The following is a 17,839-nucleotide window of genomic DNA, read 5'->3' on the forward strand; positions in this document are numbered from 1 at the left end:
GAGGCAAAACCTGATGGATTTCAATTTAACTGAAGACCAGCTCGCGTTCGCCGAAACTGCGAGACAATTTGCAGAGCAAGAACTGGCACCTAACGCAGCGCAGTGGGATAAAGATCATCATTTTCCTAAAGATGTGATTCAACGTGCGGGCGAACTGGGCTTTTGTGGCTTGTATTGTCCTGAAGATCAAGGCGGCTTGGGTTTAAGTCGTCTGGATTCTTCCATTATTTTTGAACAATTGGCAATGGGCTGTACTGCGACCACTGCCATGATGACCATTCACAATATGGCGGCGTGGATGATGACCACCTGGGGAACCGAAGAGTTCAAACAGGAGTGGTCTGATTCTTTGGTCACAGGTGAAAAACTGGCGTCATATTGTTTGACCGAACCGGGTTCCGGTTCTGATGCAGCTTCTCTGCGTACTACAGCCAAGCGCGACGGTGATCACTACGTGGTAAACGGTTCTAAAATGTTTATCTCTGGCGCGGGCGAAACCGATGTGCTGGTGGTGATGGTTAGAACTGGTGAAGAAGGGCCAAAGGGCATTTCTGCTATTGCGATCCCTGCTGACGCTGATGGCATCATTTATGGTAAAGCCGAAGAGAAAATGGGCTGGAATGCTCAGCCTACGCGCTTGGTCACTTTTGAAAATGTACGTGTACCCGTGAAAAACCTGTTGGGTAATGAAGGCGAAGGCTTCAAGTTTGCCATGAAAGGTTTGGACGGCGGTCGTATTAACATTGCTACCTGTTCCGTAGGAACAGCACAACAAGCGTTAAATACGGCAAGAAACTATATGCACGAGCGTCAACAGTTCGGTAAGCCATTAGCGGCTTTTCAGGCGTTACAGTTCAAAATCGCTGATATGACCACTGAGCTGGTTGCGGCTCGCCAAATGGTGCGTTTAGCGGCTGCCAAGCTGGATAATGATGATCCGGAAAAAACCGCCTATTGCGCCATGGCAAAACGCTTTGCTACCGATGTGGGTACTAAAGTGTGTGATGATGCGCTGCAAATTCACGGTGGCTATGGATACATTCAGGAATATCCGTTGGAGCGCCATTTGCGTGATGTACGTGTTCACCAGATTTTGGAAGGCACTAACGAGATCATGCGTGTCATCATTGGTCGCCGAGTGTTGGCTGACGATGCTGGAGATATTTTGTAATGACGACAGAACTGGCTCAAGCGCCGGTTCTGTTTGAAGAACTGGCATGTGCTGACGGAAGCAAGTTGGGTGTGGCAACACTTAACTTACCCAAAGCGTTGAACTCTCTTAATGTAGTGATGGTGGAATTACTTCTGGCAAAGCTACATGAGTGGAAATCACAATCTGACATCGGTGCTGTTTTACTAAAAGGCGCAGGTGAAAAAGCCTTCTGCGCGGGTGGTGATGTTGTTGCCCTATACAACGCAATGAAAGACCAGCCCGGACAAATTCCTGAACTGGCACAAAATTTCTTCCGCGAAGAATATAAGCTGGATTATTTCATCCATGACTTTGGCAAGCCCTTTATTGTTTGGGGCTGTGGCATCGTGATGGGCGGTGGTATGGGGCTGTTGATGGGAGCAAGCCATCGTATTGTGACTGAAACCAGCCGTATGGCGATGCCGGAAATTACCATTGGTTTGTACCCAGATGTGGGCGGAAGTTATTTCCTTAACAAGATGCCTGCGGGCTGTGGCATGTTTAGTGGCTTAACGGGTGCCAGCATCAATGGTGCGGATTCTATTGTTTTGGGCTTGGCTGACTACTTCAACAGTAGTGAGAACTTGTCTGAATTCACCGAACAGCTACAAGCCATTGCATGGAACGATGCTAATGCAGTTAGCAAGCTGGATGAGCTATGTATTGCTAATACTCAGGCTAATGAAGCATTAAAGCCAGTTGCACAATTCCAATTACACATTGAAGCCATGCAAGGCTTGGCGCAATGTTCTGATTTGCAGTCATCTATCGACTATATTCTTGCCATGCCATCGGAAAATGACAAATGGTTGTCAAAAGCTCAAGCGAATTTGAAAGCTGGCTCTCCGATTACTATGCATTTGGTTTATGAGCAGCTAAATAGAGCGGGTGAATTATCTTTGGCTGAATGTTTTCAGATGGAATTAGCGATGTCTTATCGTTGCGCTTCACTGGGCGAATTTCAGGAAGGCGTACGTGCTTTGCTGATCGATAAAGATATGCAACCTAAATGGCAATATGCCACACCAGCAGAAGTGCCTGCTGATTTGGTCGAATCTTTCTTTGAGCCACAATGGGAAGGTGAACACCCATTGCAGGCGTTAACAAATTAGGAGGCAACATGACAACAGTTGCGTTTATCGGTTTGGGCAACATGGGTGGCCCAATGGCGAAAAATTTGCTGAAAAACGGTTTTCAGGTACGTGCATTTGATTTGGTTCAGGCAGCGCTTGATGCGTTGGCGGGCGAAGGTGCTTATGCAGCGAAAAGTGCTCATGATGCTGCCGAAGGTGCAGACGTTGTATTGAGTATGTTGCCTGCGGGCAAGCATGTACGTGACTTGTATATTGGTGACAATGGTTTGATGTCAATGTTGCCTGAAGGTACGTTGGTTATTGATTCCAGTACCATTGATGCCGGTTCCGCACGTGCTGTCAGTGAAGTATTGCAAAGCAAAGGCATCCGTTTTGTTGACGCGCCTGTTTCTGGCGGCGTTGGTGGCGCAGTTGCAGGAACTCTGACTTTCATCGTTGGTGGTTCGGATGATAATTTCGCAGCAGCCAAACCTGTGTTGGAAGCTATGGGTAAGAACATCTTCCATGCGGGTGATACGGGAGCCGGGCAGGTTGCTAAGATCTGTAACAACATGCTGTTGTCTATCTTGATGGTAGGTACCTCCGAAGCGTTGCAAATGGGTATCCAAAATGGTTTGGATCCTAAAGTGTTGTCGCAAATCATGCTGCAAAGTTCAGGCCGTAACTGGACGCTGGAAGTCTACAATCCTTGCCCTGATGTAATGGAAAATGTGCCGTCTTCCAATGACTATAACGGTGGCTTTATGGTCGATTTGATGAAGAAAGATTTGGGCCTGGCTCAAGAAACGGCGATGCAAAGCAAGAGCGCGACGCCTATGGGCTCACTAGCGAACAGTCTTTACACCATGCATAGTAATCAAGGTAATGGTAAGAAAGACTTCTCCAGCATTTTTCAAATGCTTCAAGAATTGAAAGGCTAGAATTGAACGGCCTGAATTGAAAAGGCCAGAATTGAAAGGTTATAACGATGGAATTACAAAATAGCGTAGTTGTAGTTACTGGTGGCGCTCAAGGTTTGGGGCGTGCGATGGCTGAAAGCCTGGCTGATGCTGGCGCTAATATCGCATTGCTTGATATGCAGGAAGATGCGGTTTCTCAAGCGGCTGAAGAATTGCGTGCCAAAGGTATTGATGCGCAAGGTTTTGCGTTGAATGTAACAGATGAAGATGCAGTTGTTGCGACCTTTGACAAGATCGTTGCTCATTTTGGCAAGCTTAATGGCTTGATCAACTGCGCTGGCATTATGCGCGATGGCATGTTGTTGAAAGTTAAAGATGGCAAAGTCGTTGATAAAATGTCCAAGCAACAGTTTCAGTCTGTTTTGGATGTTAACGTTACTGGTACATTCCTGTGTGGTCGTGAAGCGGCAGCCAAGATGATCGAGACTGACAGCAAAGGTGTGATTATCAACATCTCTTCTGTGTCTCGTGCCGGGAATATGGGGCAAACCAACTATTCAGCGTCTAAAGCGGCAGTAGCCACCATGACGGTTAGCTGGGGACGTGAATTGGCGCGTTTCGGTATCCGCGCGGCATGTATTGCCCCTGGTTTGGTAGACACAGCGATGGCGCGTCAAATGCGCCCTGAAATGTTAGACAAGTTCCTTTCTACTGTACCTCTGCGTCGTTTGGCTCAGGTTGAAGAAATGGGACATGCTGCCAAGTACATCTTCGAAAATGACTATTTCACTGGTCGTGTGCTTGAATTGGACGGTGGGGTCAGGGTTTAATAGGGCAGTTTTTCGTATTTATTGCCTGTATTATTGCTCCTTGCTATGAAAAAAGCTGTATTTCTGGATAGGGATGGCGTGATTAACCATGATCATGGTTATACCTCCCATCCAGACAAATTCGATTTTATTGATGGTGTATTTGAAGCCTGTCAGCGATTTATTGACCAAGGCTACATCATCGTTGTTGTGACCAATCAGTCAGGTATCGCCCGAGGCTATTACACTGAAACTGATTTTCAACACCTCACAGAATGGATGTTGGCTCAATTTGCTGAACATGGCGTTGATATCGCGGGTGTTTATCATTGTCCTCACCACCCTGTTTCAGGGAAAGGTGACTATCTTACCAATTGTGATTGTCGTAAACCTGAGCCTGGAATGCTGCTACAAGCCGCGAAAGAACTGGATATCAATCTTGCAGAATCTATTATTATTGGTGATAACCCAACCGATATTCTGGCAGGTCGAAAGGCAGGGTTGAAACAGTGCATTTTAATTGATGAACAAGGCAATAAGACAAAAAACGCTAAGGCCGATGCCGCATTTCCCAGTTTGGCTCAGGTGCAATTCTTTAATCAGTAACATTCTCTAATAAGTAATTCTGTTGATTTTTTATCTGGTACACATTTAATTCGCACTAATTTCTATTGGTAAGTTGTTTGTCCTGCCATAAAGAGTTACATTGCTCTGTCTTGAAATCAATGATCAATACGCCCTAAATAAGTGTGCACAACTGTAAGTCACCTACAGAAATTGATCGCAGACTCGACGTGAATCCATCCCTGGAGTCTCCACAGTCGCTTCCCTGCGGCTGAGGGTCTGCTCACTACTTTCTGTATGTGACTGATTATTTGGAACAGTAATTTAGAGTATTTAGTCGAAAAAGGTATCGGATGACGCAACAGCTTTCTTTATTGCTGGTCACCAGTGACGAAGTTAAATATCAGAAAATCAAACAATTTGATGAACTTAGTGCCGCTATTACGTGGGCTAGAAATAGTGCTGAGGCCATTAAGTGTCTAAAAGCTGATAGCTTTTGCTGCATCGTTTCCGATATTGATATTGGCAATTTGGATGGCTGGCGTTTGGCTCGAATGGTAAGAGCCAATCTGTTTATGTGCCCAAGCCATACCCCCTTTTTGTTGATGACAACGACTTACTGTGAGCATATCGCAGAAACCACGGCGAGTGCGTTTTCCATTAATAAGGTAGTGAGTAATGAGCAACTCCACCTTCTCCCGGATTTAATCCAGTATTATTGTCAGGAACAAATGAGTCTCGGCAGCGAAACGTCGGTACTGATTGTTGAAGATGATCCTCATATTTCCGAATTAGCAAGTCGAATTTTACGAGCCAGCCATCGTATTGATGTGGCTATGACTGGTATGGAAGCGGTAGAAGCCTATGCGCCGGGTAAATACGACATTGTTTTGTTAGATGTGCAACTTCCTGAAATGAGTGGCTCTGATGTGTTGAAACACATTATGGCTCGCTCACCCAGTCAGGCCGTGGTTATCATGACGGCTCATGGTGGTACTGACTTAGCTGAAGAATTGATGATTGAAGGGGCTGTGGATTTTATTCAAAAGCCATTCAAGGCCGATCAATTACGTAGAGTGATGAGCATTGCGGCTCATCGTGAAAATTATCTGATTAGCAATGCTCAGTTTGAAGAGAAGGTTCTAACGATTCAGAAAAATGAGGAACGTTATCGCCATCTTTCCGAGGAACACCAACGGTTGTTAGATCACTTGGCGACCGTCGTTATAGAGCTGGATAGAGAAGGTAATATTAAATTTATTAACCAGTCATGGATTGGGCTGACCGGCTTTAACTTATCGGAAACCATCGGACGTAAATTGTCGGTTTTTCAATTTGCCGCAAATGATCAAAATCAAAACATTCTGATCCAAAATTCATTGGAAGCGATTGTTGCGTGTGAAATTCAACATAAAAAGATGGAATTTCAGCTGATTTGTAAATCTGGTAGTCCACTTTGGGTTGAAGCTCAGTTTAACGTTTTAGAAAAGGATTATAAGGTAATAGGTATTACCGCGACGTTGGATAATATTGATGAGCGAAAATTAGCCCAGATAAGGCTAAACCATTTGGCTTCTCATGACACGCTAACCGATCTTTACAATCGCCATTATTTTGATACTGAATTAAATCGTTTAACCAGTAGTGCATTAACGCAACCGGTTTCACATGCATTGCTTTATCTGGATTTGGATCATTTTAAAGTCATTAATGATACGCAAGGTCATTATCAGGGCGATATTATTCTCAAAGAAGTGGCTGATACCTTAAAACGGGTAAAACGAGAAGCCGATATTTTATGCCGCGTTGGTGGTGATGAATTTGCCATTTTACTTCCTCGTACAGATGCCGAGGCGGCAGTTAATCTTGCTCAAAAAATATGCGATACGTTAAAAAGTGGTCATTTCAAATTTGATGAAAGAGTTTATCGCATTAGTTGTAGTGTTGGTGTTACTGCAATTGATGGTGAAATTGATGACCCTTCAACTTATCTTCAACAAGCGGATATCGCGTTATATGTTGCTAAACGTCGAGGCCGAAATTTAGTTCATATGTTTAGTGACGAGGATAAGGAAAGTGAAGATTTTAAAGTGGCTGTTCACTGGGTGCAAACCTTGCAAGAGGCCATTATTAATGATCAGTTAGTATTGCACTTCCAGCCTGTGATTGATTCAGAGTATAGAGAAGTTCAATACTTCGAAGCATTAGTGCGTTTGGAAATTGATAATCAATTGATTATGCCTGGTGAATTTATTCCTGCACTGGAAAGAGCAGAGGATATTACCTTGCTGGATCATCAGGTGATTTCCAAAGCTATCAGTATGATGAGTCAGCACCCGGTATTAAAGAAAGTCGCTATTAACCTTTCAGCACAAGCCTTGGGTGATGAACGCCTATTGCCCCTTATTAAAGAAAAGCTTACTACCTTTAATGTACGTCCTCAGCAGATTATTTTTGAAGTCACCGAGAGTGCAAGTTTAAGCAATTTGGTTGCTACCCAGGAAATGATAAATCAACTTATGGAGTTAGGTTGTGAGTTCTCTATTGATGACTTTGGTACTGGTTTTAGTACATTCAGTTATTTAAAGCAATTGCCCGCAAATTGCGTAAAAGTGGATGGGTCTTTTGTCAAAGATATGATCAATAATCCAATTGATTACGCATTGGTAAAGTCGATTTGTGAAGTTGCTAAAGCTTTAAATAAAACGACAGTAGCAGAGTTTGTTGAGAACCTTGATATTTTACTGGAATTAAAAAAGTTGGGGGTGGATTATTTGCAAGGCTATTATATTAGCCGCCCTTTAGATATCAATTCAATAGTAGAAAAGTACGGTGTTGAAGAGGTCTATTAGGGTTTTTAATTATCCTTATAAGTCCTCTTCCGTCCTCTAATACAGTAAAATGTCTTGCTCTCTGTTCAATCGTCCTATCATTGTGTAAATTACATTATTAGTAAAAAACTACTCAAAAAATAAATTTGTTGAAGGCGGTAATCTTATGTCTATGGTGAGTCCTGGTGGGGAGGAACACATTGACATGGATGTATTTTCGTATGCCGATCTAATTGTCGATTACATTAATCAAATGGGAATCGAGTTTGTATTTGGCGTTCCAGGAGGGGCAATTGAGCCCTTGTATAACGCGTTAGCTATCAGCGGTCGCTTTGGTGGTGCCAAAGCGGTCGTTGCTCGTCATGAGGCTGGCGCAGCTTTTATGGCTGATGGTTATGCAAGGGAAACGGATAAACTGGGAGTGTGTTGTGCAACAACAGGCCCCGGTGCAACTAATTTGTTGACCGGTGTTTCAGCGGCTTACGCTGATAATGTGCCTATGTTGGTGATAACAGCACAAACCCCTTTACCTAAATTTGGTAAGCGAGCCTTGCAGGACTCTTCCTGTACGGCAATCGATACTGTATCCATGTTTCGCCATTGTTGTAAGTACAGTACATTGGTGAGCCATCATGAGCAGTTAGAGACCAAATTAATCTCGGCTATTATGGCAGCGCGTAATGAACCCGCGGGGCCTGTGCATATCAGTGTGCCTTCCGATGTGTTGCGTTCTGCAGCAACAAAGCCATCTACGATTGAATACAATGCGCTTAGAAACCGTTTTAATCTGACCGATCATGGCGCGGTAGAGCGTATGATCTACGAGTTGAAACAGGTGAACAATGTCATTCTGTTTATTGGTGATGGTTGTAAAGGGGCGTCGGAAGAGATCATGACTTTTGCCGAGCTCATTGATGCCCCGTTTGTGACAGGGCCAATGGGTAAGCGTTGGGTTGATGAGACTCACCATCTGTATCGTGGTGTTTTTGGCTTCTCAGGCCACGAGAGCGCCAGAAAGCTGCTACGCGATGAAGAGGGTAAGGTTGATCTGGTCATTGCCATTGGGGCTGCTCTGGGGGAACTGGGGACGGCTGGTTGGACGCAGGAACTGATCAATGGCAAGTTGATCCATGTGGACTCGCGGATAGAGCATTTTACCCGTTCGCATATGGCCAAGTTACATGTGTGTGGTCATTTGCCTTCGATATTCCGGATCATCAATGAAAAATTGAGTCGAACCAAGCGCCATTGGTCGAAAGACCATTCCGATTTTGTTCGGGAAGGGAAGCGCAACGTGAATGGCTGTTTTACCAGTTTGCTACATGAGCAAAAGTGTTTTAGTAATGACAATCCCATTAAACCGCAACGCTTGTTTTCCTACCTGAGCAGGATCTTGCCTGAAAATACGCGTATGTTTGTGGATGCCGGAAATGCTTGGGCATGGTCTATACAGTATTACCAAAGACCCGAGCATAACGGGACATATCATCTTGCGATGGGTTTTGGGGCGATGGCATGGGCTATTGGCGCCAGTGTGGGTTCTGCAGCCGCTTCAAGAGGAAAGCTTCCTCATGTTTGTGTGACAGGTGACGGAAGTTACCTGATGAGTGCGCAGGAGATCACTGTTGCCAAGCAGTTAAACCTGCCCATGGTATTTATGATATTGAATGACAGCGTGCTGGGTATGGTCATGCATGGACAGCGATTAGGCGGAGCCGAGGAAATCGGTTTTGAACTGGGCGACATCGATTTTGCCGCAATGGCTGAGGCAATGGGTATTCAGGGAATTGTGGTAAACACGACGGAAGAACTGGAAGCTGTTGATTTTGGCAGGCTATTTAGCAAGAACCAGCCAACGCTCATTGATGTGCGTATTGATCGTGAGGAAGTTCCTCCAATGGCTGACAGAGTGAAAGGGTTGGCTGTGAATGGAAGCTCTGCTACACCGGGAGGATAGGGCAAAAAAGCCGGGGATATGGGTGGCATATCCCTTAGTGCTTTTGAGTGCTTACTATAGTCTGTATTAACTAACAGGGAATCGGGCGAGGTTGATGCCCTAAATATTCAATATCGTTGCATTGTTGCGGTAAGAATGCATTTTCTTGCTGTTGCTTATACTCCGTATAACAGGCAGTGACACCACTTGCGACACAAATGTTTTTTATTATGTAGACTTCTTCCGGGGTGAAGCCTTGGTCTAACATGAAGGCACTTGTATAGCCTCCAATATTAATGCCCATTGAGTAGTGTTTTTCCAGATAATCGGATAATTGATTAGCGAATTTCATGTGTTCGCCTTCCTTAAATCCGAGTTTTTTAGTCATTTCTCTATGAGGTTTGATACGTTCGTCATTTCTTACAATTGGACGAGCGAATCCTATAATGGCTGGGCGCCCTTGTTTTAATGGCGCTTTTGTTACGATATCTGGAATAGTGGCTCCAGCGTTATATTCTTCCAGTGCATTTTTAATATAATTCATGGCACTTTGGGACGTTTGACTACCTCCGTAAACTCGAGAATCTGCAGCTAAAGAACCTGCTACGGTAGCGGCTGTTGGAGAGGTTCCCATTGAGCCGCTTAAAGCGCCTATTTGGTTGCACCATATTCTCGAATCTGGGTAGCTCATGGACATGAAATTATTTTCTAACCATTTGCCAAGATTGCTGGAAATCAGTTTTCCCGTTGCATTCAAGACGATCAGTTGCATGTAAGATATTTGATTAAACAAATCATCAAACAATGAGTAGCCTCTGATATAGACACTCTCACCACCTGTCCATTTACCTATCTTGGAGCGAAGATTATTACGGCGTTCATCCCAAAAACGAGTGTCAGTATTATGCGTTTTGTTCGTAGACATACTGGTCGTCCTCAATTAATGGAATATCGCTGATTGGGCGATGGGATTGTTCAAGTCCGTGAGCCATAAGCCCAGGGCTTCGCATAAATTGGTAGAGGGCGATACTTTCACGTTCACCAATGGAAAGATCGCAAAAAATGGCTGCGGCTAATCCAACATCTAACATACCAGCTTGTTGTTTTTCCAGTCTTTCAGCGAGTTGAATTGACCAGTTGAAGTGTTTTCCTGTTTTACGTTGTTCTTGTAATGCTCTAGCCAGAGACTTTATATAGGGGTCTGCTTGCCCAAAGTGGCGCCCAAATCCTGGTGCAAAGCGATTTTCTTTATCAAGATCCATGACCGCTTTAACATTTTGAGTGTCAGAGTTAGCATTATTACTAATGAAGCGATAGGCATTGGCGACTTCCTGAGCTCCAGCCATACTTCCTCCAATAACCGTAAGCGATATTGGAAGTATGTGTTCAGGATTCGCTTTGCTAATACCCGCAGACATGGCAGCTTTCGATGCAGGATGGCGAGGGCCAGGGTTAATTAACCCTATCATCAGCGATTCTAAAAGTGCTTTTTCCTCGTCGGATGGGAGCTCTAGCTTTAGTAAAAGCAGCAAAACGTCTATGAAACTTTTTCTTGTGGCTAATTCAATGGTGTCATATCCAGCCAGAAACTGTTTTTGGCATACATAGGGGTTATTAGGGGCGGCTTGCTCCAGACATATATTGGTTTTGGGACGACTTGAATAACCAAACTTCTCATTTTTATTCATACTGCTTTTCTAAAAACTAAATTTTGACTCCAATTCCAACCAAATACTGCGGGTTGGCATTCTAAAATCATTACTAATTGTTCCGCTGCTAGGCTCGTAGATAGCCTCATCAAAAATATTCTTAATGATAAGTTTGGTCTTGGTTTGATCCGTGATTTGGTAGGTGGAAGCTACGTTTGTCAGGATGTAATTATCGATTTTGTTTCTGGTATCGCTTGAAGTTCTTTCTCTGCTTGCTATCCAATGTGATGAAAGGGATATATTCCATTTGTCATTCATATCGAAGAATGCACCCAGATAAGCTGTATTTTGGGCTACAAATGGTATGTTCATATCCAGAGAAGGATCTTCCGTATTTTGGTGTGAATAATGGAAATCGATACGAAAATCATCGTAAGACCAATTCACTTCTAACTCGACACCTTTGCCATCAAGAGTTGATAAATTTTTGGTTAGTAACAGATTTGAACCTTCTATTGGCGCTCTTGATATCAATTTATCAGCTTGGAAAGAATAGAAATTCAGCGATAACTTGGTATTGAAATTGATTTGATAATTTAATCCCAGCTCATAGGTATCGATTTCTTCTGGTTCCAGATTAGGATTACCAATAGCAGAGGGATTGTTCTGTAAAAATTGCTCGTTAAAAGACGGGGCTCTAAAAGCACTTCCATAGAGAGCCTTTACCGTGAGATCGTGGGCAGCGTCCCAGACCAGAGCGATTCGAGGGTTAACTGTGCTGCCAAAGTCGGAGAAGCTATCGTAGCGCAGTCCGAGCGTTACTTCCCAATCCTGACCTAACTGCCAAATATCCTGTAATACCAAGTGACGGTTGGTTCTTTTTGAGTCGGGAACATATTCGTATTGAGTATCGGTGATATCAGTGAGTTCACCACCTACAACTTGTTCCGTGCCATCAATGATTCCTGGTCCAAAGTTTTTGAATTCACTCGTATTGAGTGCTTGTTCGAACCATCCTGCACTGACTCTGATTTCATGGTTCTCAAATCCATTGTAATCAAAGGAAGCCTCCATGCGAGTATCTTTATGGTCGCTTCTTGGGCTCCCAATATAACCGTCTGTAAACTCTATTATTCCAGCAACATTAGAAAAATTGAGATTTCCATCCGGCGCTATCGGTAATATTGCTCCTGCCGGGAATAATACAAAGTAGGTTTCGTTATCCACTACCAAATGTGAAACATTGGTAGAAAATATTAGATCTCTAGATAGATCTGAGCGATAAGATAGCTTGGTTCTATACTGCTCAACATTCTGCGTGCCTATTGGATCTAATGCTTGGGCTCCGCCAGGCCCTAATCCACCATCGTTTTGTTCCCAATACCAATGTTCCAGCTTGAGATTGTTCCATGTTGCTGAGGCGTGTAAATCAATTATGTCATATTGTGTTTGTAGTGGGCCTGGAGCGAAAGAAACATTGGTGCCTAGTGCGCCATCCAATGTATTTTGCAAATCAGATTCGGCAATACGATCGGAGTCTCCATCAGATGTTTGAGATTCAACGGAAAAATCCAATTCCAGTTCTTTAATTTTAGTGCCAAGTTGTAGCCAAAAATCACGGCTCTTAAAGGAGCCTAATCTACCGCCCAGATTAATTTCATTATTATTACCCTGATCTTTTGTAACAATATTGACTACACCCGAAAAGGCATCTGCACCATATAAAGCAGAGCCGGGGCCTCGGATAACCTCTACTCGCTCAATGTTCTTGGCGGGTAATCGAAAAGTAAATGGGAGACCGCCGGAAAAGCTGTTCTTAAATTCAGTACCGTTTAGCAACACAAGAATTTGTGGGTTAAATCCAGTCTGTAATCCTCTGACAGAGTATACAGGGTCGAGACGTGAAACGGTCGATGGTGAAACATGTAATCCCGGGATTAATTCAAGCACTTCATCCAGATTAGTCGCTCCAACTTTTTCTATGTAGTCAGATGTAATCACAGAAGCTATTGCAGGCGCTTTGGTGATGGATTTTTGGGTTCCAGTCGCGATACTAACAAACTCTTCGCCACCGTAATAATCCATAAGCTCATCTTCATATTCGCTTTGATAATTTAACTCTTCATTCATTGCTAAAGCAGACGAAGACATTGTCAAAGCAATTAATACGCTGGATGTGATTCTGCTAATTTTCATAGTGTTATCCGGTAATTTGGTTCACCACTCAATGCACAGTATGGATGTGATACTGCCCAACAACCCTTTTACACACAGGTTACTATGTCTGCCAGGTATTTGAGTTCAAACAATATTTATTTTTTCCCTTACTTGGCAAGGTAAATTTTATGTTTCTATCGAACATAACGATTTACTTGTCAGATTTCCTTTGCTTTACACCTATCTTTGAATGGGCAGCGTTACTGTAAACCGGGTTCCTTCTCCCACAACGCTGTCCACTTCAATTTTGGCTCTCATCAATTCACAGAATTGTTTCGATATTGCCAAGCCTAAACCTGTGCCACCAAAACGGCGGTTTTCCCCTGAATCAACTTGAATAAATTCATGAAACACACTGCTTAATTTATGATCTGGAATTCCAATTCCTGTATCAATGACATGGAATTCGAGCAAGTTTTTGTGCTGTTTTACTTCAAGAGTAATTTGACCACTCTCGGTAAATTTGCAGGCATTACTGACCAGGTTGATTAATACCTGTAACATTTTTTCGTTATCAATTCTGAGCAACATATTTTCACAATGATTAAGCAGTGAAAATTGATTTTTGTTAGCAGGGACGAGTGGGGCGGTTGCTTCTTCTACATCTCGTAACAGGTCATTGAGGTAAACGCTGTTTATTTTCAGCTCCATACGACCTGCTTCTATTTTCGATAGATCCAGTACCGAGTTAATCATGCCAAGTAATCTTTCGGCATTACGGCTAACTTTGTCCAGGTCTTCGCTGACCTGAAAAACGCCTTCGCTCTCTGTTTCCTCTTTGACCAGATCGACATAGCCCATAATGGATTGAATCGGTGTTCTAAGTTCGTGGGTCATATTGGCCAAAAATTCAGATTTATGACGGCTTGAACTGAGTGCTGCATCGCGAGCTTCGACTAGTTCGCGAGTACGTATTTTTACTTCCGCTTCTAGCTGATCACGATGATTTCTGAGACGTTCATCCTGCTCATCCAGTGTTTGCATCATGGCATTAAACGAGGCTGCCATTTGTTCAATTTCGCGAGCTCCACTGACGTTGGCAAGATTGTGTTCACCGGTTTGGTGGTTATACACCATGATTTTAGTCAGTTCACGTAGGGGCGACAGCTGTTTCTGAATCGCGCTGCCAACAATCAGAATTAAGCCAATAATGGAAATCAGTCCGGTTAAACCTATGGTGATAATAATATTGAGGTTGGTTTCATAGAGGCTTTGCTTACTAAAACTGATAATGGCATAACCGAGTTTTTCATCGGCAGTTTCAAAGAGTGACTCGCCAGTTTCGTCGGGGGTTGAGTTAGACAGAATAACCACAGAGGCGATGTACCAATGGTCGCTATCTTCATCAAACAGCATATTATCTTTCACGTCAGCCCAGTCGATATTCCTGAAATACTCAGTGCCAGCCTGACTGCCTCGCCACTCATAGAAAGAACCATCCCAACTGACTAGTCCTGCACCATCTACGTCGGGAAATGCCAGAACTTGATCCAAGGCCGCTTTGGCGTTTTCTATACTGGCTGTGATAAGTGCCAAAGCGGATTGTTGCGCTAATGCACTTGATACCTGCTTGGCATTACCCACCAATTGCGATGAGGTTTGTTTAGTGGTCAACCAACTGGTTACCACACTGAAAGTAAGAAGGAGGCCAACTACACCTATAACTATGTAGCTGAGTAAGCGACGACGAATACTACCCTGCTTTTGCTGGGTATCATTAGCTTTGGAAGCTTGATGAGTCACTGCGGTATTCATAACGACTACTCTGGAAAAGTCAGATGAAACTGATTTTTCTGTTTGTTTTTATAATCAAATCCCAAATGCGCGGCGGTTCTTAAATTAACAGCCAATTTCAAATTGCGAATGGGGTGAACGCCTGCACTTTGTTTTGAATCGTGCATTTTAGTGACCATTTTCACCAGGTCTCTTCCTAACTGATAATGATCAGGAAAAAGTGAAAACAGAACACCGCGTTTGGCGTGGGCAGGTTTGCTGGAGAAAAGCACAAGGTTTTGTTCCCAGGATTCTTCCAGTAATTTGGGCAAGATAACTTGCTCGTTAGCAGAGACAGGATCCAGTGGTAACCATACGGATTCGCTCTGATGGTCAATATTTGCCAATATTTTATCGTATGCACTAAGGGCATCTTTAACATTGGTCACTTCTGTTGTTTGTAGTGAAAACCCAAGCTTTTCAGCTTCGGTTTTAGCTAAGTCTATTAGCCAGCGATTTCGAGGATTAAAGACGACATGAATTTTACGAATATTAGGAGCAAGTTGTTGCAATGACAGAAACATTTCTTCAGGGGCTGTGATCAGACTGATCCCGGATAATTCATTGCTGGTTGTGGACAAAGGAACTGCGCCAATAACCACCGCTTTTTCGCCGCTAATGTTTTGCGCCAGCCTATAGCCGTGCTTACCCAGAGCGATGATTTGGTTGGTGTTTTGATTGTCAATCCATCGCAGAGAGTCATCCTGATTGAAGGATTTAGGGATGGCGATAGAAGTAACGTCACCGGTATATTCATCTTGAATACCAGACATAATTTCTTGAAAAATCTGGTTATACGGGGACGGAACATCAGGATATACCACTGCAATTCGCCCTTCTGCTCTTGCAATATCGCAGGTGAGAGCGCATAGAAAAATTGCGAAATTGATGAAAACAGTCCTGAGCATATTCCAGTCTTATTAAGAGTCGTTTTTTATTCCGTTATGAAGCATTCACTACCATAGCGGTTTAAAAAAAAATTGCCAGAAATATTACTCGTTGTCGGCAAATTTGCTCAGTAATTTTATTGCCTGGCTTAATAGTCCTGTATTTAACTCTGTACTGGTATTTTGGCTACCATCCTGGTTGTAGATGACAAAATTGCCACGGCTATCTACCTGAATTTTAAGGTCTTGATGCATTATCAGTACCTTATCGTCCTGAGTGGTTACCAACCAGGTGCGATTGGCTTTGGTGAGATTTTGCCCCGTACTGTGTAGCTCTGTTTTGGCGTTACAACCTATGTTGCCCAATAACGTAGCAGGAATATCCTCATGGAGACTCAATAGTCGATTGGGTGAGATCGGTAAATTGGTATAGGCATCAACCATGTGATTGGCAGAAAAGTGGCTGATAAACAGCTTTTGAAGCTGCGAAGTATCGGTATTTTTTAAAAGTTCGTTAAGCTCTGCCTGAGTGATAAAACCAATGAATAATCCCGGTGTTGCCTCTGACAATGAATTTGAGAAGATTTCCCAGTTATCTTGACCATTCACCTTGCTGGTCGCAAAAAGTGAGGGGTCATGGCTATACAAGTGTACCGGCAAGCCAAGCTTATCGGGTAAGTCTAATAATATTGGGCGGTGTGAACCCAGTTTCCAATGGTACAAATCCGGTAAGCCATAGAGCGTACTTTTAACTGCGCTACGAGAAGACAGGCTCAAATCATAGTGGTTGGTTAATTTATTGAGATTCAGGCTATCCACCATCGATGGTTCAAGGCTTTGCAGAGAATCAGCATCCATCACCATTAACAGTGTCGCTTTAGCTTGAGTATCGATAACGCAATACAGCGGTTCTGTGGGATAGGTCACAGCGCCTTTATCAATAGATAATTGCAGTTGCTTGCGTTGATTATAATTTTCCCTGTTCAACATGCCATATTTGGACATCAGGGTTTTAGCTGTGGCTGGATAAGACAAGGGGAACATATCATCCTGTTGCACTATCGGTTGATATAGTTCAGCGTCAGCCCAAATATGCGTTGCATGGCTAAATACGAACATGGCGGTAAAGGCGGCGCTAATGGGCAGGCCAAATTTTAGTTTTTGCAGCCGTTCAACACGCTTCCATAAAGCGTTGGCAATGAGCAATTGTAAAAATAACCAGGCGATAAACGACAGGCCAAAGAAAGCCCATTGCCGGCTACTGACTTCTGCAATCGCAAATTTGGCATGATCGCGAATAAATTCGGCACTGCTAAAGGATAAATGCAGCCCATAGCGCGTATAAAGAAGTGCATCCAGAGCTAGCATGGCTAATGCAATAGCGGCAGTAATAGAGCCATAAGCCCGGATAAATCGACTATTCGGGATCAGATAACAAATAGGCAGAATGAAAATGACAAAACCGAAAAAGGTAAGAAACCCAATATGGCTGAACCAGTTGGTAAATAAATAAAGTATGCCCAGAAGAGTGCTGGGTACGCGCGAGCTAAACAAATAGACGCCGGAAATGGCAATAGCGACCACGATGTTTACCAGGGTAAACCAGTGTCCCCATCCTACAAGTTTGCTTACCAACTGTCGTCTTGGTGTTTCAGATATAATCATAATTATTAGAATACTAAGAGTGTTTAGCGCACTGACTACACATACTAACTATAAGACTATAAGCGATTATGCGACACTTTTTAATAGTACCTGAGTAAAGCGTTGCGCCATTTCCTGACGGTCGGCATCGCTTACCTGATGCTGTAAAATTCTTGTAATTATATTACCTAGCACCATCAATGACAGATCGCGTCCTGCATTTTCTCGTTCTAAAACAGCAATAATGTCTGTCATCAGTGCTTCAAATTGTTGGTCAGAGTATTTAGACTGTTGCGGCATAGCCACTCCCTTAAAGAATTGATGGGGATACTATCAGCAAAATG

General features: G+C 43.4%; 14 protein-coding genes. 7 read left to right on the forward strand and 7 right to left on the reverse strand.

Annotated features, from left to right (window positions below):
* Window positions 1-13 precede the first annotated feature (13 nt).
* The 7 genes from KIH87_RS07955 (at window position 14) to KIH87_RS07985 (ending at window position 9,346) form a co-directional block, all read left to right on the forward strand.
* Window positions 14-1,171: an acyl-CoA dehydrogenase family protein gene (locus KIH87_RS07955; protein WP_232360998.1), complete on the forward strand. Its 1,158-nt coding sequence runs from the start codon at window positions 14-16 to the stop codon at window positions 1,169-1,171.
* A complete protein-coding gene (locus tag KIH87_RS07960) occupies window positions 1,171-2,304 on the forward strand; it encodes an enoyl-CoA hydratase/isomerase family protein (protein WP_232360999.1) in 1,134 nt (377 codons plus the stop codon). Before KIH87_RS07955 ends, KIH87_RS07960 begins: the two co-directional genes overlap by 1 nt.
* 8 nt (window positions 2,305-2,312) lie before the next feature.
* Window positions 2,313-3,206: a 3-hydroxyisobutyrate dehydrogenase gene (gene mmsB / locus KIH87_RS07965; protein WP_232361000.1), complete on the forward strand. Its 894-nt coding sequence runs from the start codon at window positions 2,313-2,315 to the stop codon at window positions 3,204-3,206.
* Between the two features lie 47 nt (window positions 3,207-3,253).
* Window positions 3,254-4,015 carry an SDR family oxidoreductase gene (locus tag KIH87_RS07970; RefSeq protein WP_232361001.1) on the forward strand — a complete coding sequence of 254 codons (762 nt, stop codon included), beginning with the start codon at window positions 3,254-3,256 and terminating at the stop codon, window positions 4,013-4,015.
* A gap of 45 nt (window positions 4,016-4,060) precedes the next feature.
* Window positions 4,061-4,600, forward strand: a complete 540-nt coding sequence (gmhB, locus tag KIH87_RS07975) for a D-glycero-beta-D-manno-heptose 1,7-bisphosphate 7-phosphatase (protein ID WP_232361002.1) — start codon at window positions 4,061-4,063, stop codon at window positions 4,598-4,600.
* Between the two features lie 311 nt (window positions 4,601-4,911).
* Window positions 4,912-7,410 carry an EAL domain-containing protein gene (locus KIH87_RS07980; protein WP_232361003.1) on the forward strand — a complete coding sequence of 833 codons (2,499 nt, stop codon included), beginning with the start codon at window positions 4,912-4,914 and terminating at the stop codon, window positions 7,408-7,410.
* 145 nt (window positions 7,411-7,555) lie between these two features.
* Window positions 7,556-9,346, forward strand: coding sequence for a thiamine pyrophosphate-binding protein (locus KIH87_RS07985; RefSeq protein WP_232361004.1), 1,791 nt, complete (start codon window positions 7,556-7,558; stop codon window positions 9,344-9,346).
* 70 nt (window positions 9,347-9,416) lie between these two features.
* On the opposite strand, the gene KIH87_RS07990 is transcribed toward KIH87_RS07985, so the two are convergent.
* The 7 genes from KIH87_RS07990 to KIH87_RS08020 form a co-directional block, all read right to left on the reverse strand.
* Window positions 9,417-10,250, reverse strand: a complete 834-nt coding sequence (locus KIH87_RS07990; protein ID WP_232361005.1) for a hypothetical protein — start codon at window positions 10,248-10,250, stop codon at window positions 9,417-9,419.
* The gene (locus KIH87_RS07995; protein ID WP_232361006.1) at window positions 10,228-11,013 is read right to left on the reverse strand and encodes a citrate synthase family protein; all 786 of its coding nucleotides are present in this window, start codon (window positions 11,011-11,013) and stop codon (window positions 10,228-10,230) included. The genes KIH87_RS07990 and KIH87_RS07995 overlap by 23 nt, the downstream gene beginning before the upstream one ends.
* Before the next feature lie 9 nt (window positions 11,014-11,022).
* Window positions 11,023-13,170: a TonB-dependent receptor plug domain-containing protein gene (locus KIH87_RS08000; protein ID WP_232361007.1), complete on the reverse strand. Its 2,148-nt coding sequence runs from the start codon at window positions 13,168-13,170 to the stop codon at window positions 11,023-11,025.
* A gap of 201 nt (window positions 13,171-13,371) precedes the next feature.
* Window positions 13,372-14,946: a sensor histidine kinase gene (locus tag KIH87_RS08005; RefSeq protein WP_232361008.1), complete on the reverse strand. Its 1,575-nt coding sequence runs from the start codon at window positions 14,944-14,946 to the stop codon at window positions 13,372-13,374.
* A gap of 5 nt (window positions 14,947-14,951) precedes the next feature.
* Complete coding sequence (locus KIH87_RS08010) at window positions 14,952-15,737, reverse strand: ABC transporter substrate binding protein (RefSeq protein WP_232361009.1); 786 nt, start codon at window positions 15,735-15,737, stop codon at window positions 14,952-14,954.
* A 219-nt stretch (window positions 15,738-15,956) separates the two neighbouring features.
* The gene (locus KIH87_RS08015; protein WP_232361010.1) at window positions 15,957-17,516 is read right to left on the reverse strand and encodes a DUF3413 domain-containing protein; all 1,560 of its coding nucleotides are present in this window, start codon (window positions 17,514-17,516) and stop codon (window positions 15,957-15,959) included.
* Between the two features lie 66 nt (window positions 17,517-17,582).
* A complete protein-coding gene (locus KIH87_RS08020) occupies window positions 17,583-17,795 on the reverse strand; it encodes a YejL family protein (RefSeq protein ID WP_232361011.1) in 213 nt (70 codons plus the stop codon).
* Window positions 17,796-17,839 lie beyond the last annotated feature (44 nt).

Origin of the sequence: Paraneptunicella aestuarii, from assembly GCF_019900845.1 — a bacterium.
GTDB classification, from domain to species: Bacteria; Pseudomonadota; Gammaproteobacteria; order Enterobacterales; family Alteromonadaceae; genus Paraneptunicella; species Paraneptunicella aestuarii.

Coding starts and splice junctions, on each gene's coding strand:
- KIH87_RS07955 (WP_232360998.1), top strand. CDS start 14: ATGGATTTCAATTTAACTGAAGACCAGCTCGCGTTCGCCGAAACTGCG.
- KIH87_RS07960 (WP_232360999.1), top strand. CDS start 1,171: ATGACGACAGAACTGGCTCAAGCGCCGGTTCTGTTTGAAGAACTGGCA.
- mmsB (WP_232361000.1), top strand. CDS start 2,313: ATGACAACAGTTGCGTTTATCGGTTTGGGCAACATGGGTGGCCCAATG.
- KIH87_RS07970 (WP_232361001.1), top strand. CDS start 3,254: ATGGAATTACAAAATAGCGTAGTTGTAGTTACTGGTGGCGCTCAAGGT.
- gmhB (WP_232361002.1), top strand. CDS start 4,061: ATGAAAAAAGCTGTATTTCTGGATAGGGATGGCGTGATTAACCATGAT.
- KIH87_RS07980 (WP_232361003.1), top strand. CDS start 4,912: ATGACGCAACAGCTTTCTTTATTGCTGGTCACCAGTGACGAAGTTAAA.
- KIH87_RS07985 (WP_232361004.1), top strand. CDS start 7,556: ATGTCTATGGTGAGTCCTGGTGGGGAGGAACACATTGACATGGATGTA.
- KIH87_RS07990 (WP_232361005.1), bottom strand. CDS start 10,250: ATGTCTACGAACAAAACGCATAATACTGACACTCGTTTTTGGGATGAA.
- KIH87_RS07995 (WP_232361006.1), bottom strand. CDS start 11,013: ATGAATAAAAATGAGAAGTTTGGTTATTCAAGTCGTCCCAAAACCAAT.
- KIH87_RS08000 (WP_232361007.1), bottom strand. CDS start 13,170: ATGAAAATTAGCAGAATCACATCCAGCGTATTAATTGCTTTGACAATG.
- KIH87_RS08005 (WP_232361008.1), bottom strand. CDS start 14,946: ATGAATACCGCAGTGACTCATCAAGCTTCCAAAGCTAATGATACCCAG.
- KIH87_RS08010 (WP_232361009.1), bottom strand. CDS start 15,737: ATGTCTGGTATTCAAGATGAATATACCGGTGACGTTACTTCTATCGCC.
- KIH87_RS08015 (WP_232361010.1), bottom strand. CDS start 17,516: ATGATTATATCTGAAACACCAAGACGACAGTTGGTAAGCAAACTTGTA.
- KIH87_RS08020 (WP_232361011.1), bottom strand. CDS start 17,795: ATGCCGCAACAGTCTAAATACTCTGACCAACAATTTGAAGCACTGATG.